26 protein-coding genes and 1 tRNA gene are annotated in these 26,186 nt (G+C 28.0%); 9 read left to right on the forward strand and 18 right to left on the reverse strand.

The window, feature by feature from the left end; genetic code table 11:
• Positions 1-428: 428 nt before the first annotated feature.
• Both alaS and HZY31_RS07010 read left to right on the forward strand, forming a co-directional pair.
• The gene (alaS, locus tag HZY31_RS07005) at positions 429-3,110 is read left to right on the forward strand and encodes an alanine--tRNA ligase (RefSeq protein ID WP_297318695.1); all 2,682 of its coding nucleotides are present in this window, start codon (positions 429-431) and stop codon (positions 3,108-3,110) included.
• 81 nt (positions 3,111-3,191) lie between these two features.
• Complete coding sequence (locus tag HZY31_RS07010) at positions 3,192-4,124, forward strand: DNA cytosine methyltransferase (protein WP_297318794.1); 933 nt, start codon at positions 3,192-3,194, stop codon at positions 4,122-4,124.
• A gap of 7 nt (positions 4,125-4,131) precedes the next feature.
• Here the strand turns inward: HZY31_RS07010 and hemL are convergent, their stop codons facing one another.
• From hemL to spcS, 5 genes are all read right to left on the reverse strand, one after another.
• Positions 4,132-5,412 (reverse strand): glutamate-1-semialdehyde 2,1-aminomutase, encoded by a 1,281-nt coding sequence (hemL, locus tag HZY31_RS07015; protein WP_297318696.1) that lies wholly within the window; start codon positions 5,410-5,412, stop codon positions 4,132-4,134.
• A 24-nt stretch (positions 5,413-5,436) separates the two neighbouring features.
• Positions 5,437-5,712 (reverse strand): EMC6-like membrane protein, encoded by a 276-nt coding sequence (locus HZY31_RS07020; RefSeq protein WP_297318697.1) that lies wholly within the window; start codon positions 5,710-5,712, stop codon positions 5,437-5,439.
• A 1-nt stretch (position 5,713) separates the two neighbouring features.
• On the reverse strand, positions 5,714-5,953 hold the full coding sequence (locus tag HZY31_RS07025) for a hypothetical protein (RefSeq protein WP_297318698.1): 240 nt from the start codon (positions 5,951-5,953) through the stop codon (positions 5,714-5,716).
• Positions 5,954-6,005: 52 nt separating this feature from the next.
• Positions 6,006-6,929, reverse strand: coding sequence for a manganese-dependent inorganic pyrophosphatase (locus HZY31_RS07030; protein WP_297318699.1), 924 nt, complete (start codon positions 6,927-6,929; stop codon positions 6,006-6,008).
• A 337-nt stretch (positions 6,930-7,266) separates the two neighbouring features.
• Positions 7,267-8,577: an O-phosphoseryl-tRNA(Sec) selenium transferase gene (spcS, locus tag HZY31_RS07035; RefSeq protein ID WP_463671222.1), complete on the reverse strand. Its 1,311-nt coding sequence runs from the start codon at positions 8,575-8,577 to the stop codon at positions 7,267-7,269.
• A 93-nt stretch (positions 8,578-8,670) separates the two neighbouring features.
• Between spcS and HZY31_RS07040 the strand changes: the two genes are divergently transcribed.
• The 3 genes from HZY31_RS07040 to HZY31_RS07050 all read left to right on the forward strand — a co-directional run bounded on the left by HZY31_RS07040 (position 8,671) and on the right by HZY31_RS07050 (position 11,707).
• Positions 8,671-9,213, forward strand: coding sequence for a rhomboid family intramembrane serine protease (locus HZY31_RS07040; RefSeq protein ID WP_297318795.1), 543 nt, complete (start codon positions 8,671-8,673; stop codon positions 9,211-9,213).
• 30 nt (positions 9,214-9,243) lie between these two features.
• The gene (locus tag HZY31_RS07045; protein ID WP_297318701.1) at positions 9,244-9,822 is read left to right on the forward strand and encodes a site-2 protease family protein; all 579 of its coding nucleotides are present in this window, start codon (positions 9,244-9,246) and stop codon (positions 9,820-9,822) included.
• A gap of 529 nt (positions 9,823-10,351) precedes the next feature.
• Entirely contained in the window at positions 10,352-11,707 is a 1,356-nt protein-coding gene (locus tag HZY31_RS07050; protein WP_297318702.1) for a prephenate dehydrogenase, read from the forward strand.
• A 1-nt stretch (position 11,708) separates the two neighbouring features.
• Here HZY31_RS07050 and HZY31_RS07055 read toward each other — a convergent pair whose 3' ends face one another.
• The 5 genes from HZY31_RS07055 to purE all read right to left on the reverse strand — a co-directional run bounded on the left by HZY31_RS07055 (position 11,709) and on the right by purE (position 15,583).
• Positions 11,709-12,743: a DUF123 domain-containing protein gene (locus tag HZY31_RS07055; RefSeq protein WP_297318796.1), complete on the reverse strand. Its 1,035-nt coding sequence runs from the start codon at positions 12,741-12,743 to the stop codon at positions 11,709-11,711.
• Positions 12,744-12,793: 50 nt separating this feature from the next.
• Positions 12,794-13,843 carry an ATP-binding protein gene (locus tag HZY31_RS07060; protein ID WP_297318703.1) on the reverse strand — a complete coding sequence of 350 codons (1,050 nt, stop codon included), beginning with the start codon at positions 13,841-13,843 and terminating at the stop codon, positions 12,794-12,796.
• A 110-nt stretch (positions 13,844-13,953) separates the two neighbouring features.
• Positions 13,954-14,337: a DUF22 domain-containing protein gene (locus HZY31_RS07065; protein ID WP_297318704.1), complete on the reverse strand. Its 384-nt coding sequence runs from the start codon at positions 14,335-14,337 to the stop codon at positions 13,954-13,956.
• Positions 14,338-14,390: 53 nt separating this feature from the next.
• A complete protein-coding gene (locus HZY31_RS07070) occupies positions 14,391-15,041 on the reverse strand; it encodes a V-type ATP synthase subunit D (RefSeq protein WP_297318705.1) in 651 nt (216 codons plus the stop codon).
• A 68-nt stretch (positions 15,042-15,109) separates the two neighbouring features.
• On the reverse strand, positions 15,110-15,583 hold the full coding sequence (gene purE, locus HZY31_RS07075; RefSeq protein ID WP_297318706.1) for a 5-(carboxyamino)imidazole ribonucleotide mutase: 474 nt from the start codon (positions 15,581-15,583) through the stop codon (positions 15,110-15,112).
• Positions 15,584-15,693: 110 nt separating this feature from the next.
• On the opposite strand from purE, the gene HZY31_RS07080 reads away from it, so the two are divergent.
• On the forward strand, positions 15,694-16,293 hold the full coding sequence (locus tag HZY31_RS07080; protein WP_297318707.1) for a FumA C-terminus/TtdB family hydratase beta subunit: 600 nt from the start codon (positions 15,694-15,696) through the stop codon (positions 16,291-16,293).
• Between the two features lie 8 nt (positions 16,294-16,301).
• On the opposite strand, the gene HZY31_RS07085 is transcribed toward HZY31_RS07080, so the two are convergent.
• Together HZY31_RS07085 and tes are read right to left on the reverse strand one after the other, a co-directional pair.
• On the reverse strand, positions 16,302-16,601 hold the full coding sequence (locus HZY31_RS07085; RefSeq protein ID WP_297318708.1) for a DUF167 family protein: 300 nt from the start codon (positions 16,599-16,601) through the stop codon (positions 16,302-16,304).
• Positions 16,579-18,099, reverse strand: a complete 1,521-nt coding sequence (gene tes / locus HZY31_RS07090; protein ID WP_297318709.1) for a tetraether lipid synthase Tes — start codon at positions 18,097-18,099, stop codon at positions 16,579-16,581. The genes HZY31_RS07085 and tes overlap by 23 nt, the downstream gene beginning before the upstream one ends.
• Before the next feature lie 132 nt (positions 18,100-18,231).
• Here tes and mptN point away from each other — a divergent pair, with 132 nt between their 5' ends.
• The gene (mptN, locus tag HZY31_RS07095) at positions 18,232-19,113 is read left to right on the forward strand and encodes a tetrahydromethanopterin:alpha-L-glutamate ligase (protein WP_297318710.1); all 882 of its coding nucleotides are present in this window, start codon (positions 18,232-18,234) and stop codon (positions 19,111-19,113) included.
• Positions 19,114-19,123: 10 nt separating this feature from the next.
• Here mptN and HZY31_RS07100 read toward each other — a convergent pair whose 3' ends face one another.
• A complete protein-coding gene (locus tag HZY31_RS07100) occupies positions 19,124-19,642 on the reverse strand; it encodes a helix-turn-helix domain-containing protein (RefSeq protein WP_297318711.1) in 519 nt (172 codons plus the stop codon).
• A 137-nt stretch (positions 19,643-19,779) separates the two neighbouring features.
• Positions 19,780-20,880 carry a cell division protein FtsZ gene (ftsZ, locus tag HZY31_RS07105; RefSeq protein WP_297318712.1) on the reverse strand — a complete coding sequence of 367 codons (1,101 nt, stop codon included), beginning with the start codon at positions 20,878-20,880 and terminating at the stop codon, positions 19,780-19,782.
• A 166-nt stretch (positions 20,881-21,046) separates the two neighbouring features.
• Between ftsZ and HZY31_RS07110 the strand changes: the two genes are divergently transcribed.
• Complete coding sequence (locus tag HZY31_RS07110) at positions 21,047-21,715, forward strand: phosphoribosylanthranilate isomerase (protein WP_297318713.1); 669 nt, start codon at positions 21,047-21,049, stop codon at positions 21,713-21,715.
• Between the two features lie 8 nt (positions 21,716-21,723).
• Here HZY31_RS07110 and HZY31_RS07115 read toward each other — a convergent pair whose 3' ends face one another.
• The 3 genes from HZY31_RS07115 to argS form a co-directional block, all read right to left on the reverse strand.
• A complete protein-coding gene (locus tag HZY31_RS07115) occupies positions 21,724-22,209 on the reverse strand; it encodes a hypothetical protein (protein WP_297318714.1) in 486 nt (161 codons plus the stop codon).
• Positions 22,210-22,233: 24 nt separating this feature from the next.
• A complete protein-coding gene (locus tag HZY31_RS07120; protein ID WP_297318797.1) occupies positions 22,234-22,827 on the reverse strand; it encodes an anthranilate synthase component II in 594 nt (197 codons plus the stop codon).
• 163 nt (positions 22,828-22,990) lie between these two features.
• Positions 22,991-24,688 carry an arginine--tRNA ligase gene (gene argS, locus HZY31_RS07125; RefSeq protein WP_297318715.1) on the reverse strand — a complete coding sequence of 566 codons (1,698 nt, stop codon included), beginning with the start codon at positions 24,686-24,688 and terminating at the stop codon, positions 22,991-22,993.
• 126 nt (positions 24,689-24,814) lie between these two features.
• Between argS and HZY31_RS07130 the strand changes: the two genes are divergently transcribed.
• Positions 24,815-24,891, forward strand: a tRNA-Ala gene (locus HZY31_RS07130).
• 15 nt (positions 24,892-24,906) lie between these two features.
• On the opposite strand, the gene HZY31_RS07135 is transcribed toward HZY31_RS07130, so the two are convergent.
• Complete coding sequence (locus HZY31_RS07135) at positions 24,907-26,175, reverse strand: bifunctional hydroxymethylpyrimidine kinase/phosphomethylpyrimidine kinase (RefSeq protein ID WP_297318716.1); 1,269 nt, start codon at positions 26,173-26,175, stop codon at positions 24,907-24,909.
• Between the last annotated feature and the right edge of the window lie 11 nt (positions 26,176-26,186).

The following is a 26,186-nucleotide window of genomic DNA, read 5'->3' on the forward strand; positions in this document are numbered from 1 at the left end:
ATATAGGGGTTATAGTTCGGAGGGTCAATTACCCTTGTTATTTATATACCTCCGAACTTATATATAAATTTTTTTATTCTTAATTATTACTTTAAAAATCCTTAAAATTTTTAATTTAAATCTAACTATCGGGGAAAATTAAAGATAAAAACAATTAAATAAAATCTTCCAAAAATCTCAATAATTTAATAAAATCAAATACTCAAATTAATCAAAATAGAAGACCCTTCGAAATTTGATAAAATTCCTTAAAATTAAAAAATAATAAATTAAACTCCTCTAAATTAAAAATAAAAATTTTTAGCGAGGGAAGATATATCAAAAAGCATAAATTTTAAATATTCCAAGTATATTTATAACACCATAAAAATATTAAATACACTTAATAATAAGAATTTAGGTTTATAACTAATTTGAAGGTGAGTAAGATGGAACATAATTACAAAGTAAAATTATTTGATGAATTAGGATTTGTAAGAAAGAAGTGTAAAAAATGTGGGCAGTATTTTTGGACATTAGATGAGGAGAGAGAAACTTGTGGAGACGCTCCTTGTGATATCTATTCCTTTATAGGAAAGCCAATAACTAAAAAGCCATACACTTACAAAGAAATGGTTAATGAATTTATAAACTTTTTTAAAGAACATGGACATCAACCAGTAAAAAGAGCACCTGTAACTGCAAGAAGATGGAGAGATGATATTTTATTAACAATTGCCTCTATTGCAGTATTTCAACCTTGGGTTACTAAGGGGATAGTTAAGCCAAAGGCTAATCCTTTAGTTATAGCTCAGCCATGTATTAGGTTGAACGATATAGATAATGTTGGAAGAACTGGAAGGCATTTAACATGCTTTACAATGGGAGGACATCACGCTTTTAATAGAGAGGATGATTTCAAATATTGGCAGGATGAAACAGTTGAACTATGCTTTAACTTCTTTAAAAAATTAGGAATTGATGAAAAGTCAATAACTTTTATTGAGAGTTGGTGGGAAGGAGGAGGAAATGCTGGGCCGTGCTATGAGGTAATAACACATGGAGTTGAATTAGCAACATTAGTTTTTATGCAGTATGAAAAAGTTGGAGATAGCTATAAAGAAATACCATTAAAAATAGTCGATACTGGTTATGGAATTGAGAGATTTGTTTGGGCTTCAACTGGAGAACCAACAATATATGATGCTATATTTAAGAATATTGTTAATAAATTAAAGGAAGATGCTGGAATTAATAATATAGATAAGGAGATTTTAGCTAAAATTACAGAAGTTGCTGGTTTGATGGATGTTAAGGATGTTGGAGATTTAAGAAAGTTGAGAGAAGAAGTGTCTAATAAAGTAAATATTCCAGTTGATGAATTAGACAAGTTAATATCCCCTTATGAAGATATCTATGCAATAGCAGACCATACAAGGGCATTAACATTTATGTTAGGAGATGGAATAGTCCCTTCAAATGTTAAAGATGGATATTTAGTTAGAATGCTTATAAGGAAAACATTAAGACATATGGATAGATTAAACCTTTCAATACCAATAACTGAGATTGTTGCAATGCAATTGGAAGATTTAAAAGATTTATATCCAGAATTATTAGAGATGGAAGATTATATTATGGAAATTCTACAAATAGAAGAAAAAAAGTATAGGCAAACAATTAAGAGAGGAAAAAATATCGTAGAGAGATTGTTAAAGAGTAAAAAAGACATTGATTTAGATACATTAATTGAATTATATGATAGTCATGGATTACCTCCTGAAATAGTTAAGGAAGTTGCTAAATCATTTGGTAAAGATATTAAAATTCCAGATAACTTTTATACAATAGTTGCTGAAAGACACGAAAACAGAGAGGAAATTAAAGAAAAAGTTAAATTGCCAGAAGTTGATGTTGAAAAAACTGAACTATTGTTTTACAAATATCCAAAAATGAAAGAGTTTGAAGCAAAAATATTAAAAATTGTTGGTAATTATGTAATCTTAGATAAAACTGCCTTTTATCCAGAGGGTGGAGGGCAGAAGGCAGATACAGGATATATAATAAAAAGAGATAAGAAATTTAGAGTTATCGATGTGCAGAAAGAAAATGATATTGTATATCATAAAATAGAAAACTTAAATGATGAATTAAAAGAAGGAGATATCATTAGAGGAGTTATTGATTGGGATAGAAGATTAAATTTAATGAGACATCATACTGCAACACACATTATAAATGCAGCGGCACAAAAAGTTTTAGGGAAACATGTTTGGCAGGCAGGTTCAGATGTTGATGTAGATAAAGCAAGATTAGATATAACTCATTATAAGAGAATAAGTAGAGAAGAATTAAAAGAGATTGAGAGAATAGCCAATGAAATTGTTTTAAATAATTACAATGTAAAAAGTATAATTATGGATAGAAATGAAGCTGAAGAGAAGTTTGGATTTAAAATATATCAGGGAGGGGTAGTTCCAGGAAATGTTTTGAGAATAGTTATTATTGAAGACGAAAATGGAAATATTGTGGATGTTCAAGCATGTGGAGGAACACATTGCCAAAACACTGGAGAAGTTGGTTTTATAAAGATAATTAAGACAGAAAGAGTTCAAGATGGTGTAGAGAGGTTGATTTATTCAAGTGGTTTAAGTGCTTTAAAAGCAGTCCAAGATATGGAAGATACTTTAGAGGAGAGTGCTGAAATTTTAAGATGTCCTGTTGAAGAATTGCCAAAGGTAATAAAGAGATTCTTTGAAGAGTGGAAAGAACAAAGAAAGAAGATAGAGGAGTTGGAGAAAAAGATAGGAGAACTTAAAAAATTTGAATTAATGAATAAGTTTGGAACTGTTGGAGATTACAAAGTTTTAGTTGAAAAAGTTGATGCAAATCCAAAGGAAATGTTGAATATAGCTGATAACTTAGCTACTGAAAATGCCATAGTTGTATTATTAAATGATAAAGGTAATATACTATGCAAAAGAGGAGAAAATGTTGATATAAAGATGAATGAGCTTATAAGATATATTGCTAAAGGAGGAGGAAGAGAGCATTTAGCTCAAGGAAAATATGAAGGAGATGTAGAGGAGATTAAAAAGAAAGTCATTGAATTCGTTAAAAATAAACAATAAGAATCCTATTTTTATTATTTTAAGATTTAGATTTTAATTTTTTGATATAATTTTTTTCAAAGTGGTGATATTATGGACACTATAAATGTTATTGATTTATTCTCTGGCTGTGGAGGATTTTCAAAAGGTTTTTTAGATGAAAATTTCAGAATATTAGGAGCTATAGAGAACTTTAAGCCTGTTGTAAAAACTTATCTATACAATATCAAAGCTCCAGTGTGGATGGAGGATATAAAGAGAATTCCTCCAAAAGCATTTGATGAATTTATAAAAAATGAAAAAGTTGATGTCATTATCGGCTCTCCTCCATGTGAGCCATTTACAAAGGCAAATAAACTAATTAAAGACAATCCATTAGATAGATTGTATAAAGACAAAATTGGCAGGTTAGTTTTATACTATATAAATTATGTAGATTACTTTACACAAAAAAATGAGGATTTAGTATTTGTTATGGAAAATGTGCCACAAATTAAAGAAATTAAAGATGAATTAAAAAAGTTGTTTGGAGATATAGGGCATAAGGTTTATTTTAATATATTAAGAGCGGAAGATTATGGAAATCCATCTAAAAGAGCGAGGATGTTTATTTCAAATATAAAATTAAAACCAAAGAAAGTTGATAAAATCGTTGTTGTGGAAGAGGCTTTAAAAGATATTCCAAAAGATGCTAAAAACCATGAGATTAAAAAACTTTCTAAGGAAAAAGTAGAAATGATATCAAAATTAAAGTGGGGAGAGGCATTATATAGATATAGAGGAAAGAAAAAACTAATGTTTAATTGGTATCGTCTCCATCCTCATAAGTTAGCTCCAACTGTTAAAGGTAGAAGTAGATTTATCCATCCCTATGAAGATAGATTATTAACTGTAAGAGAACAAGCAAGATTAATGAGTTATCCTGATAATTTTATATTTTTTGGAGGAAAAGAAGTTCAATACAATCAAATTGGTGAAAGTGTTCCACCGATATTGAGTAAGGTAATAGCAAGGGAGATTAAAAAGAAATTATAAAGTTTTCTTATTGTAATTCTTTAAACACATCTTCCATTGCCTTTATTGTCTTATCAACAACTTCATCATTGTGCTTTATTGAAGTAAAGCAACATTCAAATTGTGATGGAGGAACAAAAACTCCCCTCTCTAATAACTCCCAGAAATATTTCATATATTTCTCAACATCACTCATCTTAGCAATTTCGTAATTTATTACTTCTTTATCGTTGAAATATATTTGAAACATTGATGCAATATTATAAACCTTAGATTTAATATTATATTTATCAGATAACTCTCTTAAAGTGTCTGCCAATATTTTAGCAGTTCTTGATGTTTCTTTATAAAATTTATCATCTAATTGTTTAAGAGTTTCAATTCCAGCAGTTATTGATACTGGATTTCCATTAAATGTTCCTGCCTGATATATTGGACCTAATGGAGAAAACTGCTCCATAATCTCCTTTTTCCCAACAATAGCACCAATTGGAAACCCTCCCCCTAATATCTTACCCAAAGTAGCAATATCTGGAACTACCCCAAAATATTCCTGAGCCCCTCCTTTTGCTAATCTAAATCCAGTTATAACTTCATCAAATATTAATAAAATATTATTTTCCTCAGTTATTTCTCTTAAAAATTTTAAATAACCTTCTTTTGGTAAGATACATCCAACATTCCCCATTACTGGCTCAACTATAATACAGGCAATCTCATCTTTATTTTCATTTATTGCTTTTTTTACAGCATCTTCATCATTGAAAGGCACTAATATAGTGTTTTTTGTTGTTTCCTCTGGAATTCCAGGAGAGTTTGGATGTCCATGGGTTAATGCTCCACTACCACTTTTAACTAAAACATAGTCATGAGCTCCATGATAGGCTCCATCAAATTTAATAATCTTTTTTCTTCCAGTAACTCCTCTTGCCAATCTTATTGCTGACATCGTTGCCTCTGTTCCAGAATTGACAAATCTCACCATCTCTGCACAAGGTACTCTTTTAACAACTTCCTTAGCCAAAATTATCTCTTTCTCTGTTGGACATCCATATGCTGTTCCTAATTCAAGTTGCTCTTTTACAGCCTTAATAATCTTTTCATTTGCATGACCTAAAACCATAGGACCATAAGCTAAACAGTAATCAATATATTTATTTCCATCAACATCAAATAAATAACAATCTTTAGCTCTCTCAACAAAAAATGGATATGGCTTAAAGTATCTAACTGGACTATTAACTCCCCCTACTAAGTATTTTTTTGCCTCTTCAAATAATTCCTTTGATTTTTCCATTTTTAATGCCATATTTTCCACCATCTAATTTTTATTTTAAATTAAGCCGTTAAACTTCAATATCCAGACAATAATTGCCACTAAAAAAAATGGTAGAACTCCACAGCCAAGCCACTGTTTTTGAGTTAAACTTTCACTACCAAATAATTTAGCAGAAATGTGTCCAAAAATCACAGATCCAATAAATAAAAATATTAAAGTTGTTATACCACTAAATATTCCCAAACCTGCTGTATATACATAATTAGCAAAATATCCAAAAATAATTCCACCAACTGTATGAATTAAGCAACATTTTCCTTCTAAATCCATATTATTCCCTCTCTATATTTTCTATTGTATAAATTTCAATTTTTTCCTTAGGTCTTTTAGAATTTGTAAAAGAGTAATCTTCTACAACTTCAACATCTTCATTAGCCCAAAATTCTTTATTTTTTAATATTTTATCCCCTATTTCTAACAAAAATGCAAACTTTCTTTTTGTCTTTAATGAACCTTTATCTATCTCAATAACTTCTTTTTTGCATTTTGGTTTTATTATGGAATAGTGCATATATATCCCTTTTTGCTAATTAAAACAAAAAATTAAAATTTATAATATAATTTTACTCGTTGTATGCTTTTTCTAATGGAGGAACAACCTGTTTCTTTCTTGACATAACTCCTTCTAAGAATACACTGTTTCCTTCTAATTTAACATTAAATGCTTTCTCAAACATCTCCTTATTACCAACAACTAATGCCTCACTACCTTCTTTCATAATATCAGTTATCAAAAAGACAATCAAATCATAGCCCTCATTTTTCAACTTCTCCTCTAATAATTTATATATATCTTCTTTTTTACTCTCAACCTCACTGACATCTATAACTTCTACTTGTCCAATTCCAACCTTCTTTCCATTGAAATCAAAATTCTTAAAGTCCATATTAATAATTTCTTCTGGTTTCAATTTACCAACAACAGACTTTGCCTTTAAAATTTCCATTCCAAATTCTTCGATGTTGCTTATTCCAACAATCTTAGCTAATTTTTTAGCCATCTCTTTATCTAATTCTGTTGTTGTTGGTGATTTAAATAAAACTGTATCTGATATTATTGCACTTAACAACAAACCTGCTAAATCTGGCTTTAATTCTTTTTTCTTACCTCCTATTAAATCTATTGCATCTTTGAAATAAAGTTCTGCAATAACAGTTGCTGTTGAGCCAACTGGCTTAGCATAGTATAAAATTGGCTCAGTAGTGGTTAAACCTACTTTGTGATGATCTATAATTCCTATTAATTTCCCTTCCTCTAAGTCATCAAAACTTTGACTCTTTTCTGAGTGGTCAACTAAAATTATTTCTTTTCCTTTGGCAGATGTTATCAACTCTGGCTCCATAACTCCAAATTTTCTCAAAACAAACTCTGTCTCTGGATTTATATCTCCTTGTCTTGCAGGATAACAATCTAAGAAATAAGATAAAACAATAGCTGATGCTATACTGTCAGTATCTGGATTTTTGTGTCCTACTACATACTTCACATTCTCACCTTTTATTATTGTTATAAATGCTAAATTTTATATAACAAATTTTAGATATATATTTACCCCCAACGAACCGACCCAAATGGAGCACATCTATAAGAGGTTGCGATGATAGAGGGTTCGAAGTTGGGGGAACAGATAAAGGGAGGTCTGGGCGAGTCGTGGGAGAGAGCCCTTGCTCGATGAAGATGATCACGATACAGCACGACCTCCCACAGTTTAAAATGTTTTACTTTACGGTTTTACTTTGTTGTTATTGTTTATCCTTATTTGTTTGTCTTTATTTTGTTTTTATTTTAGTTTTTATCATTATTTATAATTTTATCTTTATTTATTAAATAACCTTACTCAACTTTTCAATAACGTTATAGATATCCTCTTTTTTAACTCCAATAGCTGAATTTACTACTATATAATCATAAGGATACTCTCCCAAATAGCATGTTCCAAATTTATCATTCTTTCTAACTCCTCTTGGCCCAGTTACTCTCAAATTATACAATTTACCTGCAACATTTAAAGGATCTTTTTTTGTAGTTATGCACGAAGAAATTGGATTTTTTACATTTAAAACCTTTTCTCCTTTTTTATTAGCCAAATCATTTAATAATTCATCCAATAACTTTTTACACTCTTTCTGTTCTTTCATTAAATCTATATAGTTTTTAGTTCCTATTGCTAAGAGAGATATTAAAATATTTACAATTGGATTTGCTGAGGCTCTTCCAGGATATGTTAAAGAGATTTCTTTTAAAAAACTCTCGTCCTTTGTATAAACTATTCCCCCACCAATTGGAGTAAATAAATTTTTGTCTGATGAACTAATAATTGCATCAACTCTATACCTTAAGGCTTTTCTTATTTTATCTATGTAATAAAAATTTTGAATTGCATAAGCACCATTTATAATATGTGGAATATTATAGTCTTGGCAAATTTTTGCAATTTCTTCAATATCGTCACTTTCTCTTGGTGGGAAAAAAGTTAAAGTGCTTAAAACTACTGGGTTATTTTTATTTTTAATCTCTTTTCTTACAGCATCTTCTATATCTGATACTTCAACTTTAACGCTATCTCCATCTAAAACTGTCTCAACTAATCTCATTCTCATACCTATAAATGAAGTTGCCTTTATTGGGCTTTTGTGAGCGGCATATGGATAGATAACAACATTAGAATTATATTTTTTTCTTGATGCAGATAATGATAATGATATACTCATACCAGTAGCAACTGGCGTGGCTATTGCTTTAACATTCAATCCTAAACTTTTTAAAAAACTCTCTAATAATTTGTTAGTTAATTTATACATTACACTTGCTCCAGGAGCTTTTGGCTGAGGATCTATTAAATTTCCACTTCTCCCAACCCCATGGCAGAAGTCAAAAACACTCTCTCTTTGTAGTTTGGTATAAACTCTCGCCTCTCTCTCACCAATTTGTATAACATTCGGATCTTTATCTGTATCCATAAAAGATAAAATTCTTAATAAAAATTTTATATGCTCCTCACTTATTCCTCTTTCAGGAACTTTTCTTTGCTCTAAAATATTTTCAATAATTTTTAAATTTTCCTTTAAAGTTAATTTTCCTCTATTTTCCATGTGTTTTGGAATTAATCCAGAGATATCTATATCCAAAAGCATCACCTTTTTATAAAGGTTTAATTAAACTAATTATTAAAAATTCTATTGAGGGAAAAAATGATTAATTTTTTATTAGTTGGAATTTGCATTTTAATGTTTGTTATTAGTTTTTTTGTTCCCCAACTATATTATTATTTTGCCTTATGGCCAAATCTTGTTATATATATGCCTTGGCAAATAATTACGAGTATTTTTATGCATGCGAATATCACTCACTTATTGATAAATATGTTTGTATTGTTTTTATTTGGAACATACTTAGAGAGAATAATAGGCTCAAAAAAATATCTTTTAATTTTTTTATTGTCTGGAATTTTAGGAAATCTATCTTATATTGTCTATGCATATATAACTGGAAATTTTATTCCTTCTGTTGGTGCCTCAGGAGCCATATTTGGAATCTTAGGTACTTTAGCAGTTATTGCTCCAAATTTAAGAGTTGTTGTCTTTCCTCTACCAATACCAGTTAGTATTAGAATTGCTGTTGTATTATTTGCACTTATAGATTTAATTCTTCTACCATATTCTATGAAAACTGGAATAGCACATATTACTCATTTAACTGGATTAATAACTGGAATTATTTTTGGTTTATACTTACATAAAAAGTATAAGAATATAAATGACTTCATTTAAAATTTAAAATAAAAATTATGTGGTGAAAAGATGTATAATATCTTTAAATTCTCAAAAAGAGAGATTATTGATTTAACTGCATCAGTCATTGCAATAGCAATTATTTTCTCTTATCCTTTTCTCTCGTTGTATATTTTTATAGTTAGTTTAATAGCCGTTGGTAGTGGATTTATATTCCACGAATTAATGCATAGAACAGTTGCAAGAAAGTATGGAGCATGGAGTGAATTTAGAGCATGGTATGAAGGTTTAGCATTGGCGTTAATATTAAAAATTGCATTGGGTTTTACATTCATAGCCCCCGGAGCAGTTTATATTTATAAAGATTATTTAACAGTTGAAGAAAATGGAAAAATTGCATTGGCTGGACCTTTAACAAATGTTGCCTTAGCATTTATATTTTTAATAATATCAATAATTTTTAAGTCAAATTATCTATTATGGTTTATAGGGAAATACGGTTTTATGGTTAACTTATTTTTAGCAGGATTTAACATGCTCTCAATTCCACCATTTGACGGTGAAAAAGTATTAAGATGGAATCCATTAATTTGGGCAGTTGTGGGAATTCCACTAATATGTTACATAATTTATATGATGTTCTGGTGAGAGTTGTGAATATTAAAGAATTTTTTCAAATAATATCACTACTATATTTATTATTTTTATTATATGGATTTTTAGTAATATCTAATTTTAATCTTTATTTAACTTTATTTTATGGCATACCAATAGTTTTTTGGGTAATCTGGGCAAAAATAAAAAAAGAAAGTTGGGATATATACAATAAAAACAATAGAATAGTCCCTTTAACTATTACAACTTTATATATATTCTTATTATCATTATTTTGGCACAATATTTTTAATTTTATTTTTTTGGGGAATGTTTTATTAATTCTAATAATTACAAAATTTTGGAAGATTAGTATGCACTGTTATGGACTTTCAGCAATGAGTTATTTAATTTATAAATTTACAGGCAATGTTTTTTTATTTGTAATATATATTTTTCTTTTAATTATTACAATATATGCAAGGATTTATCTAAAAAAGCACACATATTCCCAAGTTTTAGTAGGAACATTATTGGGTTTTCTATTTAACTATGTCTTATTAAATGTCCTAAGGTGAAAATTATGGAAAATATAAAAGACAAAAAAGATTTAACTATTTCAATAATTGGGGGAACTGACGGTTTGGGAAAATGGTTTGCTAAATATTTAAAAAATAAGGGTTTTAACATTATAGTTACAGGAAGAGATGTAGAAAAAGGAAAAAATGTTGAAAAAGAGTTAAATGTTAAATTTACAAACAACAATGTAGAGGCGGCTAAAAAAGGGGATATTGTTATAATTGCAGTTCCAATAACTGTTACTGAAAGAGTTATTAAAGAAGTAGCTCCTCATGTAAGAGAAGGTTGCTTATTAATGGATATAACATCTATTAAAGAAATTCCTACAAAAACTATGGAAAAATATGTTAAAGAAGGAGTTACTGTTATTCCAACACACCCTATGTTTGGTCCATCTACTCCATCTTTATTAAGGCAGGTTGTTATTCTAACACCAACTGAAAAGCATAAAAAGAGCGAATGGTTTGAAAAAGTTTATAATTTTTTAGTTAAAGAAGGGGCTAAGGTTATTGTCATTCCAGCTGAAAAACACGACAGAATTATGGGAATTGTCCAAGGTTTAACGCACTTCGCATTTATATCTTTAGGATCTACTCTAAAAGAGTTGAATGTTGATATAAAAGAATCGAGAAAATTTGCCTCTCCAATTTATGAGTTGATGATTTCAATTATTGGAAGGATTATAGGACAAAATCCTTATTTATATGCTGACATTCAAATGTTCAATCCAAGAATACAGGAAATTCACAAAGCTTTTATAAATCAATGTATGGAAATTAGTAAAATCGTTGCAAATAAAGATAGAGAAGGTTTTGTAAAAATAATGAAAGAGGCGGCTAAGCACTTCGGTAGTGAGGCAAAGAGAGGGGCTTATTACTCTGACAAGGCAGTATTTGCTTTATCATCAGAAATTGAAAAATTAAATAAGTTAATAGGAAAAGAAATTGCTGTAAAAAATCTAAATTCAAATAATATCCATTTTGGAATTTTAAAAAATATTGAAGATGATTATTTAATATTAGAAAAAAATGGAAAAGAATTGAAGTTCAATATATTAAGAGTTGAAGTATTTTCTGGAGAAGAATTAAAGAACTTAAAGAAAAAATTTTTTGAGAGAAAATATTCAGATATATCTGTTTTATTTAAAAAATCTGTTGATGAAAATGTTATTTTAAATTTACTTAAAAAACTTTTTGATGTTGAAATAATTGACGTTTATGAAGGAGATAAAATTGAGGAAGGATATAAAAGTATCACATTTAGAATTTATGGATATAGTAAAAAAGCTGAGTTAAAAGATATAGAAAAAGAATTTTTAAATATCATTAAAAATATTGGTGGAAAAGAGAGATTTAAATAATCTATGGCTTCATATAAAATAGGTGACTCTTACAGTTGCAGTCAGAACATCCAAATCTTTCTATATAGTCGAATTCCTTTATAAACTCATTTGCCACTTCGCACTCAACTCTTTTGTTTGTTATAAAGATTTCCTCAACTTTACCGTATTTTAATAAATAATCTATGTGCCAGTGCATTTTTTTGTCATCTTTTAAATGTCTCTCTATTCTGTTTTTTAAGTTTATTGAATTTCCATAGGCAGAGCCAACATAAAAATAAATTCCTTTTTTAAAGAACTCCTCTTTCTTACCAAACTTTATTTTTTTACCTTCTTTTAGTTTAATCTTTAAAATATAAGTCCCTTTTTCATTAGGAATTTTATTTTTAGATACCTTTTTAAAATCAAATTTTTTTAAAATATTTTCAAAAACCTTAATTTTTTTGTAATAAGGGCATTTTAATCTAATCTCTTCAAAACATTTATCACATTTTGGTTTTGGAGAACATATTTCTCTACCAAAAACTACTAACAAGTTGTTAATTATTTTCCAATATTTTTTAGGAAGTTTTTTCCTTAATTCAAACTCAGTTTCTTCAGGAGTTTCAGTATCAACAATTCCCCATCTATTACAAATTCTATGGACATGAGTATCAACGCAAATTCCATCCTTATCAAATGCCAAAGTTATGACTAAATTGGCTGTTTTTCTACCAACTCCCGGTAATTTTAATAGATCTTCCAATGAGTCTGGAACTTTTCCATTATAATTTTCTTTTAAAATTATTGCCAATTTTTTTAAATTTTTTGCCTTATTTTTATAAAAACCCGCTGGATATATTAATTTAGATAGTTCTTCTTCATCAATCTTTAATAAATCATCGACATTCTTAACAACATTAAATAATCTTTTTGAAACTTCTTCAGTTACTTCATCCTTCGTTCTGGCACTTATTATTGTTGAGATTAAAACTTTAAAAGGATCCCTATCCTTAGATATTTCAGTTACTACTGCATTTTTGTTTATTTTTTTAGAGAGTATTTCAATTAATTCTATTGAATCCATAGTAATCACAAAAAGTTAAGGTTTATTTTAATTTTAATAAATTATAAAACTCTCTTTATAGCATTCCAAACTAAAAAACTCTGTGGCTTTAAAGTTCCTTCAATTGGATTTAAGAATAAAATATTCTTTTTAATTAAAAACTCTCTAATTTTTTTAGGTATTTTAATATCTTCGATTATGTAATTTTCTTTAAATAAACTTAGATAATTAACAACTTCTTTATAAAATTCTTCATTATCCTCTTTTACATCTTCTAAAAAGTATTTTAACTTTGAAATTTCTATTTTTAACATTTCATTTAGTATATTATCTAATTCTCCATATCTCATCTCATCAATTACACTATAAATATCAGAAGGTTTTCCACCAACATAAGAATAAATTAGTTCTTTTTCTTCATTTGATAGATTCTTATTTAATATTTCCTTAGCTAAGAAGTCCATAAATTTTAGAGCATTTTCCTTATTAAAATCATCTACTAATACATACTTAGCCCTACCGTCAAGCATAGCCTCATTATAAACTTTCTCAATAAACAAACTATCGGAACTTAAACAGAAAACATGGCAAAGATGTAATTCTTTAGTTAAATTAATAAAGTAATTAAATAATTCATAAATTAAAAATCCATTAATTTTCATATCGTCAATTTTTTGTAGTTCATCAATAATTAAAATTGGCTGTTTCCCCTGATTTTTTAACTCTAACAAAATATTAGTAATATATTTAAAAACATTTTTAGGGCTTTTTTTATCTAATAACTCATCTAATGTATTTTTAGGTATTGGAATTCCACTTACTACTGGAATGTCTTTAATTAGCCCCTTAATAATATCTAATGGTTTTTTATCTTCACTATATTCTTCAAACAAAACCTCTATAAAGTCCTCATATTTAGAGATAAAAATCCCTCTAAGGTTTATATAAAAGACAACATACTTATTTCTATTCAATCTATTGTTAATTACCTCATTAATTAAGGCAGTTTTACCACTATTTATAGGACCATATACAAAGTAAATAAAATTAGGTTCTCCCGCTATAATGGATATGATTTTATTAATCTCCTTTTCTCTATCGAAGAATTTCATAATTATCTACCTGGACTAATATTTTACAATATTAGCATAGTATAAGTTTTATTTTTGAAAAAATAGCTTAAAAAAATTAATAAAATAAAAAAATTAGATGTTGTTTATATTTACTCTTCCTTCTTTTTAGTAGCAATCATAACCAACATTCCAATTAAATCTCCTTTCTTCACTTCTCCATCTATTCCACTAACAAAGGTAGCCATATCTAACTCTCTTTCACATTCAATAGGCATTGGTATCTCTTCCCCTACTGCAAGAACATGTCCTACTCTATGCCTTGCATAAGGACAAATTAAAAGAAGAGACATTGGTGGCACTTTAATTTTTTTAATTCTTATTGGTTTTACATCTCCTTGCTTAAACTTTTTATCTTCATCTGCAACTATTGGCCCAATTTTTGCTTCATTTTTAATTATTAAATCATATTTTAATTCTTCTTCTCTAATTTCCTTCTCTATTTCAGTTATCCTTCCAAGTATTCTAAATACCATAAACACCACCAAAAATAAGAAAATTATTATTAATTATTTAGTTTTTAATTCATTTATACTGCCTCTCCTTCTGCTTCTCTTTTCTCAATTCTCGATTTAATTAATTTCAATCTGAAGAAGTTCTCTCTTTCTATTTCATCCAATCTCATAGATATATATTTCTTCAATTCTTTTAATCTTGGAATTATAACATACTCCAAAGCATTAACTCTTCTCTTTGTTGTAATAATTTCTTCTGCTAACAACTTAATTGATGTTTCTATTTCTGCTAATTCAGTAATTAATTCCAAAGATTCTTCAAATTTCTTTGCCGCTTCATCCAATTTTGAGCTAACGCCATAAGGTGAATATCCCCTTTCTCCAACTTTTCTTCTAACATTGTATATTTCAAAAGTAGGAACAGTAACTCCCATTATATTCTTTGTATCCATATCAACCTCTAATTTATCATTCTTTGCGGCAAATGATGCCTCTTTAACTGCCAATGTTCCCATAACTGTTTGAGCCATTATTAAATCTTTATAAGCCTCTGCCAATTTTTCTTCAACTTTATTTCTTAAATCTGATGCTTGCTCAATTATTTGAAAAAACTCCATAATTAAAGCGTCTCTTTTCTGTTTTAATAGCTTATGTCCTTTCTCTGCTAATTTTATTTTATTTTTTAATTTTAATAGTTCCATTCTTGTGGGATTAACTTTCTGCATATTTAATCCCTCTTTAAGATTTTAACAATCTTAATAAAATGTAGTAAAATAAAAATTTAATGGTTTGATTATTTAAACATTTCTCTAACTTTTTCATCTGATTTATAAACTTTTTTCTTCATATTTTCTCTATACTCTTTTAATTTTTTCGCAATATTTTCATCTTTTAAAGATAAAATTTCTAAGGCTAAAATAGCTGCATTTTCTCCTCTATCAATTCCTACACTTGCAACAGGAATTCCAGGAGGCATTTGAACTGAACTTAATAAAGCATCTAAACCATTTAATTTAGCATCTACTGGAACGGCAATAACTGGTTTTGTTGTTAAACTTGCTATAACTCCTGGTAAGTGGGCGGCTAATCCAGCTATTGCTATGAAAACATCTGCCTTTGAATTTTTCACAATTTCTTCAACTAACTCAGGAGTTCTATGAGCAGATGCCACCCTAACCTCAAACTCTACATTAAATTCTTTTAAAACATTTACAGCCTTTTCAGCAATTTTTAAGTCACTTTCACTACCCATTATTATACATATCATATTTACCACCAAAAAGATCTTTGATTTTAGTTTTTACAATAAATTAATTATAAATAAATTATGGTAAAAATTAATTATAAAATTAAAAACAATTATGTGAGGTGAAAATTTTGGAATATATATTTAATGGGTTATCAAAAAAGGATGTTAAAAAGTTAAAAGTAGGAGATATAGTATATTTGAATGGAAAAATATATACTGCAAGAGATGAGGCACATCTAAAAATTATTAAAATGATAAAAAATAATGAAAAACTTCCTTTTGATTTAAATGAGGCAATAATATATCACGCTGGTCCAATAATGAAAAAAATAAATGATTCTTGGAAGTGTATCTCTATAGGGCCTACTACATCTGCAAGAATGAATAACTTAGAGGGAGAATTTATAAGATTAACCAATATCTCTGCTATTATAGGGAAAGGTGGAATGAAAAAAGAGTTATTAAGAGATTTTAAGAAATTTGGAACAGTATATTTAGCCGCTCCGGGAGGATGTGCCGCTCTGTTGGCTAATTCAGTTAAAAAAGTTAATAATGTATATTTCTTAGAAGAGTTAGGAATGCCAGAAGCTGTTTGGGAGTTAGAAGTTAATAACTTTGGTCCGTTAATTGTGGCAATGGATTCCTATGGAAACAGTTTATATGAAGTCGTAAATGAAAATGTTTATAAAAATCTTAAAGAAATATTACCAGGTTATAAAAATTTATAAAAATAAAATTATAACAACTCTTCTAATTTTTTAATAACTTCATCTTTTTTAATGTCTCTAATTAATATAGTTTTTTGAGGATTTAACTTGCCAGAGACAATTTCAACATCTTTTTTAAAGATATCTTTAAAGAATTTGATTATCTCCTTATTTGCTTTTCCCTCAATTGCAGGAGCTTTTATTTTTACATTTAACCTTTTTCTCCATTCATTTATTCCAGTAATTTCATTTTTTTTAGATCCTGCTTGAACATCTATGTCAATTAAGATTCCTTCTTTACTTTCTTTAATAATCTTCTTCATCTCCATAATTTCCCATTTTATGCATTTTCTTCCATTCTTTTAAAGGAATTGAAAATTTATCTTCAATTTTTGGTCTATATATTGTATTATAGGAACAGAATGGAATTATTCTATTGTCTGGCGTTGCATAATGGATACAACATCTATTAACTCTCCTTATATCGAAGTTATATGGATCCATAAAGTGCATACAACTTATCATTAGCATATGATAATGTAATTTAGCCAATGCGTTATAATCACTTTTTAAAACACCTATAATTAACTCAATTATTGTTTTTATATTTATTGACTTTGGTGCCTTACTCAAATCAATTAAAGATGGTAATTTTAAAGCAATTTCTCCTAAAACTTTGGCGTTATGTATTTTTGAATCAGTAATTTCATCAATCTTTTCCTTAACTAATTCTAAGAATCCTTCAACATCTATAAATCTTGGTAATGGAATTAATTTTCCATCTTCATCAACAAAAACATAGGTTGATGTTCCACAGTGTTGATGAGCACTTAATACTGGCTTTTTATCGTTGGTTAGTTTTTCAACTAACACAGAAATTGGAGCAACAGATGGAACTGGATAAAAATCATCTACACAAATTTCTCCATCAGTTTGTTCTTCAACTAACTTTATAAAGTCAGGAATTGTAATTCTTCCCTCTAACCTCGTCTTTTCATCAACTCTTCCAGTAAATGAAACTGGTTGGAAATTAACTCCTCTAACTATATCAACATTTTTAGCAGCATATTTTATAATTCCTCCAACCTCATTATTATTAACTCCTCTAACTAATGTAGGAACCAAAACAACACTATCAAAACCTACTTTTCTACAATTCTCAATAACTTTTTGTTTTAAAGGTAGTAAGTTTCTACCTCTTGCAACTAAGTAAGGTTTTTCAGAAATTCCATCAAACTGTAAATAAATGGTGGATAAACCAGATTCTTTTAATTTTTTAAGGTAATTTATATTTTTCAATTTTATTCCATTCGTTGCCAATTGAATATGTAAGAATCCTAATTCTCTTGCTGTTTTTATTAAATCTGGTAAATCATGTCTAACAGTTGGCTCTCCCCCTGCAAATTGAATTGCCGGTGTTGGTGGAATTTCATTTCTTAAATTTATCATCATTCTCTTTATATCTTCAAATGATGGCTCATAAACCTTTCCTGATTTATTGGCGTTGGCAAAACATATTGGACAGTTTAGATTACATCTATTAGTTACATCTATATTAGCCAATATAGTCGTTGATTTGTGATTTGGACATAATCCACAATCAAATGGACAGCCATTTTTTATTTCTGTATTGGTCACTATAACTTTGTTTATAAATTCGTATTTTTCAAATTTTTTATATAATTCAGCATCTCCCCAATAGACATCTTTAAATTCACCATGCTCTGGACATGTTTTCTTTATAATAATTTTTCCATCTTCTTCAATAATTATTGCTGGAATCCTTTTTAAACATACAGGACAAAGTGACAATGTTTTTTTCTCCATCTCATTCACCATAACTATAAATTGAATCTTATTATTTCATTATTCTAATGTTTAATAAAAACTTTAATTATAACTAATACTTAAACTTATGTTATTGTTTATTTTTATACTGTTAATCTTAGGAGGGATAATGTGAAACTTGGTATTATTAGTTTAGATAGAGATAATATTGTTAATGATTTAATAAAATCTTGTAATAAGTTTGAAGTAGATTATAGAGTTATAAATCCCAAAAATATAGTGGCAGGGTTTAACCTAAATTTTAATTTAAAGTATTATAGAACATTGTTAAATACTTTTGATGTTTTCTTTGTTAGAAATCTTGGTTGGGACAGTTTTTTTAGATTTGATGTTTTAAAATATTTAAATAAATATGTTCCTGTTATTAATCCTCCTAATAGTATAGATATTGCCTCAAATAAATTTTTAACATCAATGTATTTAGAGTTAAAAAATCTTCCTCAACCAAAAACTGTTGTTACAGAGAATATTACTGAGGCGTTACATTGGATAGAAACCTTTAAGGATGTAGTTATAAAGCCAATATTTGGATGTGGAGGAGAGGGAATTATTAGAATTAAAAAAGATATGCCTATAATAACTAAAATACAGATGTTAAATGAATTTCAGAAAAAATACAAAACATTCTATATTCAAGAATTTATAGAGCCTGTTGGAAAATATTATAGAGATATAAGAGTTTTTGTTATAGATGATGAAGTTGTAAGTGCTATGTATAGAATTGGTGGAGAAAATTGGAAAAATAATGTTTCGCAAGGGGCTAAGATAGAAAAATGTAAAATAACTGAAGAAATTGAAGATTTAGCATTAAAAGCAAAAGATGCTATAGGTTTATTTTATGCAGGAGTTGATTTAATAGAGTCAGAAGAAGGTTTAAAAATATTGGAGGTTAATTCTACACCATCTTGGAGAGGTTTATCTATTGTTTCAGATATTAATATATCTGATAAACTTTTAGAAAAAATAATTCAGTATATAAAAAATAAGGAATAATTAAAAATATTTATTCATTTATTTTTTTTACAATAATTTCCAATGCATTCATAAATGCATCTTTTTCTGGGATTATAACTGCAACAGGGATATTAACAATTTTTTCAATTGTAGCACTAACGATAGGGGCACATACTATCCCTTTAACTCCTTCTCTCTCTGCCCTAACTGCGGCAACGATGCACTCTTCTAAAGAACCTGCTGGATACTCTTTTAATAAATAGCTTTTTCCATTAATTTCAATTTTTCTTGTAGTAATTCTATTTAATGCAGGTCTCGCTGCAATGATTGCTATAATATTAGTATCTTCCTCTTTCTCAAAGGATCTTATAGTTTTTAAAATTTTTACAAGGGTTGAAACTCTAAAATCTTTTCCCTGAACTATTTTATATAATGTGCTGTATGGTATTCCAGAAATCTCAGAAAACTCCTTCAAAGTTAGACCCATTTCAAGTAAAATCCTTTTAAACTCTTCTACAAATTTTTCAGGAGATTCTATCTTTAATAACAATCTCTCACAAGCCTTCATATAAATCCCTATCTTAAAATCTTAAAAAATTATCGAAACAACATTATAATCTAAAAAATACAAAAATTATAAACAAAATCTGTAAATAAAAATTTTATAAAAAATAGTTAAAAAATTAAATAATAGTCTGTAAATTATTATACTATAAAGTCGATGTTGCATTTTTTAAATTCTTTTTTAGTATTTTTATTATTATTTGTTTTAGGAATTAATCTTTTTGGTTTTGTATCTTTGCCTATAATATTTGGAGATTTTACTCCTGTAATTATAGCCATAACTCTTATACACCCTTCCATCTCTGGATCTATTCTTGCACCCCATATAACATTTGCATCTGGATCAAGTTCCTTAGTTATTCCTTCACCAATGTCATTTGCCTCTTTTAATGTTAAATCTGGCCCTCCAGTTATATGAATTAAAGCTCCTTTTGCCCCTCTATAATCAACATCTAATAATGGACAACTTAATGTTTCTCTTACTACATTTTGAACTCTATCTCCTCTATCATTGCCATCCACTTCTCCAACACCTATCATCGCTACTCCTCCACCACCCATAACTGCCTTGACATCTGCAAAGTCAATATTTATTAAACTTGGAACTGCTATTGTTTCTGTTATTCCTTTAACTGCCTGTGCTATAATTTCATCAGCCACTTTGAATGCATCATTTATGGGTAGATTCGGAACTAACTCTAAAAGTTTATTGTTATCTATTATAATTACAGTGTCACAAACTTCTGACATTCTTTTAATTCCTTCATCGGCCTTTTTCATTCTTGCTCTTTCAATTTTAAATGGATATGTAACAACACCTACAACTATTGCTCCATTTTCTTTGGCTATCTCTGCAACTACTGGAGCTGATCCCGTCCCTGTTCCTCCACCCATTCCCGCTGTGACAAATACCAAATCAGCCCCTTTTAACTGCTCTTCTAATATATTTTTAGCCATTTCAGCCGCTTTTCTACCAATTTCAGGATAACCTCCTGCACCTAAACCTCTTGTTAATGTAGAACCTATTAAAATTTTTTTATCTGCTTGTATTACTTCTAAATGCTGTTTATCAGTGTTAATCGCTATTGTTTCTGCTCCTTGAATTCCAATTTCCATTAATCTGTTAATTGTATTGTTTCCTGCACCACCACATCCAACAACTACAATTCTTGCCTCTCCAAATTCATCCTTTAAATATCTTGTAGTATCATTTCTTGATAATGCATCTTTTACGAGTTTCATAATTATCATCCTGTAAATAACTTTAATAATTAGAATTATCTTAAAATTTGTCATATGTAATTATTTGGTTACATGAATTAAATAAATAGACACTCTTATTATTTAGTGATAATTTATATTATATAAAATTAACCAATAAGATATAAATATTATTTATGGTGAAATTTTGGTAAAAGTAAAAATATGTGGAATTACAAATAAAGAAGATATGGAGTATATATCAAAAAAAGTTCATGCAGTAGGTGTTATAATTGATGTTCCTGTAAAAACTCCAAGAAAAATATCCTTAGATAAAGCTATAGAATTAAAAAAATACATACCTCCATTTACATCATTGGTTTCTGTAATAATGCCAAATGATATAAAAGAAGTATTAGAGACTTATAAATTTTTAAAGCCAGACGCTATACAATTACATGGTTTTGAAAGTTTAGAATTTGTTAAAGATCTTAGAAGTTTAAAAAATAATGGAATAATAGATTTATATATAATTAAAGTTATCCATATACCAAAAGACGAAGAAATTGAATTTAAAAATTTACTAAATACAGCTAAAGATTATGAAAAATATGTAGATGCTATTTTAGTAGATACAAAAATAGAAAATGTAAAATTTGAGGGAAAAACTCACAACTGGGCAGTATCTAAGAAGTTGAGGGAATCTTTGAGAAAACCTTTAATTTTAGCAGGAGGTTTAAATAAGGATAATGTATTAGAGGCAATAAAAACAGTTAAACCCTATGCCATAGATGTATCTTCTTCATTAGAAAAATATGGAGGAAAAAAAGATTTTAAAAAAGTTGATGAATTTTTAAGTGTTATTATTAGAATTTGAAAAATAAATCATTTAAAATATCTTTTAATTTTATTTATTAACTCTCTCAAATCATTTATATTAGATGCCCGAATATCCTTTTTTTGGGGAAATTTTAAAATAATTTCATCAAAAATATTTGTATTTTGTGGTTTTTTCATCATATAATAGTATTTTGCTATGCAGTTAATTCTCGCGGTAATTAGTTCGCTTAAATATGTTAAACACATTTCCTCTGTAACAAGCCCCATATAGTTGTTTTTATTATCGTGTTTTAATAGGGATATTCCTACTAAAACTTCAATTATATCAAATTTAACGAGTTCCTTAGAATTCTGTTGCTTCTTTTTTAACTCATATAAATAAATTGCTAAATCTCTAATAGAGTCCCAAGGTAAATTTAAATTAACCTTATCTAAATCTTCTTTTTTTAATTTCCATAAAGGAACTTTTCTATCATCTAACAATACTGGATATTCTAAACAAAATTGATATAAAACTTCATAAACATCCATATTTTTCACTTAGTTTATTTTTGTTTAATATTCACTTTCAATAAAGTTCTTAATAAGTTTTAAACCTAAATCTGGAAATTTCAATTTGTCAGACTCTGTCAATATACTTTCAGGATGAAATTGAACACCTTCAATTGGCAACTTTTTATGTCTAACTCCCATAATATAGTTATCATCCAAACTTTTAGCAGTTATTTTTAACTCTTTTGGCACTTCTTTGGCTATTAATGAATGATATCTTCCTCCATAAAAAGGATTTGGTATATCTTTAAAAATACCTTCGCCATCATGTTTTATTAAACTTGCTTTTCCGTGCATGACTCTATTTGCCCTATCAACAACCCCTCCAAAAGCCTCAACAATACATTGATGTCCTAAACAAACCCCTAATATCGGAACATCAACCTCTTGAATTATTTTTATACAGTTTCCAGCGTCTTTTGGAGTTTTTGGACCAGGACTTATAATTATTCTATCTGGATTTATTTTTTTAATATCCTCTAAGGTTATTTTATTATCTACTAATTTAACTTTATGCCCCAATGTTCCTACATATTGAACTAAGTTCCAAACAAAGGAATCAATATTATCAATGATTAAAACTCTCTTAACTTCCATTCTCTTCAAACCTCCTTAATAATTAATATTTAGCAAAATTAAAAATAATATTCTCAATAAAAATTAAATTTAAAAATAAGGAGATTTTTTATTTATAATTAACTACAACCTACAATCTAATTATACTTTATCTTATAACTTATAATTTTTTAATCAATTACCATTACATCCTACCAGGACAATTTATTCCTAACAACATTAATCCAGTTTCCAATACATTTTTAGTACTTTTGACTAACGACAATCTTGATTTTTTGATATTTTCATCTTTAGCCATTAAAATTGGACAATTTGCATAAAATCTATTGAATGTTTTGGCAAGTTCTAACAAGTAATTAGCTAAGATATGCACTTTTCTATTCTCAGCACTTTCTTTAATAATATCTTTAAACTCATTTAACATTTTAATTAAACTTTTTTCTTCGTTAGTTAATTCATAATCAAATATTGCCTCATCTTTAATGTTCTTATTTTCTGCCTCTTCCAAAATTCTGCAACATCTTGCGTGGGCATACTGTATAAATGGACATCCTACTTTTTCAAAATCTAACGCCTCATCCCATTTAAATATCATTGACTTTTCTGGAGAAATTCTTGCAATGTTATATCTAACTGCCCCCAATCCAATATCATAGGCTATTTTTTCATCTACTCCTCTTTTTTTACACTCTTCCTTAGCTCTCTTTATAGCCTCCTCTAACAACTCATCAGCACTAATAAATCTACCTTTTCTTGTACTCATTGAACCTTCTGGAAGTGAGATAAATTCATAAAATATAACTTCTGGAACTTTACTACCTAACAATTTTAATGCTGCTTTAACCATTTCAGCAGTTAATTTGTGATCAGCTCCCAATACATCTATTCCAATGTCACACTTTGATAGTTTATCCAAATGATAAGCAATATCTCTCGTTGAATACAAACTTGTTCCATTAGCCCTTGCTAAAACCATTTTCTTTTGAATACCAAAATCTGACAAATCGAGTATATATGTATCTTCTTTAATTACCTTACCAGTCTCCATTAACCTCTTTATAACATCTTTAACCATTCCATTTCTTACATAAGAGCTTTCCCAAACAAATGTATCATGTTTTATATTTAAATTTTTTAAGGTCTCTTTTATTCCATCCAATGCATAATTAACTGCAAATTCAAATTTTTTGACAATTTCATTATCTTCATTCCTCTCCAAAGCATTTTCATATTCTCTCATTAATTCAAGGATTTTTTCCTCTTCCTCTGGATGTTCCTCTAAATACTTATTAATTTTTACATAAGTTTCAGCAATTGCATTATCTTTCTTCTTATTTTCATCTAAACCAAACAACTCTATACCATAAACAACCAACGCCATCTGCCTACCCATATCATTTACATAGTAGTGAGTTTCAACATCATAACCATAAAACTCCAATATTCTTTTTAAACTATCTCCAATAATAGCATTTCTCAAATGCCCTATGTGTAAAGGTCCGTTAGGATTTGCAGAAGTATGTTCTAAAATAATTTTTATTCCTTTTTTGTCTCCTCTCCCATAATTATGTCCTTCTTTAGTAATCTCCTCTGTTAAATCTTTACCTAATTTATTATAATCAATATAAAAGTTTATGTATCCATTAACTACCTTTATTTCTTTAACACCCTCAATATTCATACTTTTTAACTTATTTGCTATACTTTCGGCAATCTCTTTTGGACTTTTCTTTAATTCTTTAGATAATTTAAAGCAAATATTAACAGAATAATCCCCTAATTCTAAATTTGGAGGTTCATCTAATTTTATATCTATTTCTTTTTTTAATTCTTCACTAATTACTTTTTTTAATGCATTTATAATATTACTTTTAACATCCATATTCTTCCCTCTTCTTATTTATTTATTATCAATTAAAATTCATCAATTTAAATCCTAAATTAATTTAATTTATTGACAGAAAATTTTATATATGATTATGCAATATAAAAACTCTTGGTGTTGTGTGGGCTGGTAGCTCAGACTGGGAGAGCGCCGCATTGGCTGTGCGGGGGCCGCGGGTTCAAATCCCGCCCAGTCCACCATTTTTTTAAATTCTTTTATTCTTTTATTGAGTTATATATTTTTTGAATAAATTCAACTTTTTTAACTACATCTATTGAAGTTTTACCTAATACTCTTATCATTGGCTCTTTTCCTAAACCTCCTTTGTCGTAAATAATATCTGGAATTTTACCAATTTTTTTACACGCTATTGTTGTTCCCCATTCCATTGTTGAAACATTTGGAGGCTCCTCACTCCTATCAAATGAAGAAATTATAAATTTATCTTTAAATTTCTCTTTTAATGTTTTTATTAAATCTTCATCATATTTTATATTCATACAACTTCTTATTTTAGGATCAAATTTACTTGCAGATAAAATTATCTTTGCAATGTGTTCAGAAGCCCCAAATTCTATATCTCCTACTACATAAAATCCTCCAAGCTTATTTTTTATAATTCTACCAGTTAAAGCAGCAATATCATTAAAATCCTTTGGTAGTGGTAGAGATTCAGCAATATTACTCCCAACTTCTGGTATTAAAGTAAAATTAATCTTTTTTAGTAAGTATATAGCATAACTTAAATTCTTTATAACTGTCTCTTTATTGATATAAGTAGGATTAGAATTATATCCATATTTTGTTTTTTTAGCATATATAATTGAGGAAAGTATAAAATTCTTTGCCTCTTTAATGGCATCTTCTAATTTATATCCTTTTGATAAAAATGCTGTTATTGCCGTAGAATAAACGCATCCAGTTCCATGAACTTCCTTATTTATTTTAAATCCTTTAAATATCTTTATAGTTGTAAAGTTTCTTTTTAAAATATCATCAATTCCTGTAATTAAGATATATAAATCTTTTTTAAGATGGTAATTTTTATTTTTTACAAATTCCATAATTTTATTATACTCTTCTCTATTTGGAGTTATTAAGTAAGATTTATTAAAGAGTTCAATATACTTCTCCATTAATTTTTCATCAACAAAATTATATTTAGTTGTAGATGCAAGAACTGGGTCGCAGATAACTTTTAAATCGTATTTGTCAATATATTTCAGTAAAATATCTATACTCTGAGAAGTTAAAACGCCAGTTTTCACATACTTTATTTCAAATTCTTCAAACACTGATTTAAATTGATTTTTTATATCTTCTTTTGGTAAGTCATATTTTTCATAAACCTCTTTATTTGTTTGAGGGATTATTGAAGTAATTATAGATGGACAATAAACTCCTAATGTGTGAGATGTTTTTATATCCGCTGAAATTCCTGCTCCACCAGTAGGATCATAGCCCCCAACAGATAATATTAACATTAAACTCACCA

The organism is Methanocaldococcus sp. (assembly GCF_024490875.1).
GTDB lineage: Archaea > AGJL01 > Methanococci > Methanococcales > Methanocaldococcaceae > Methanocaldococcus.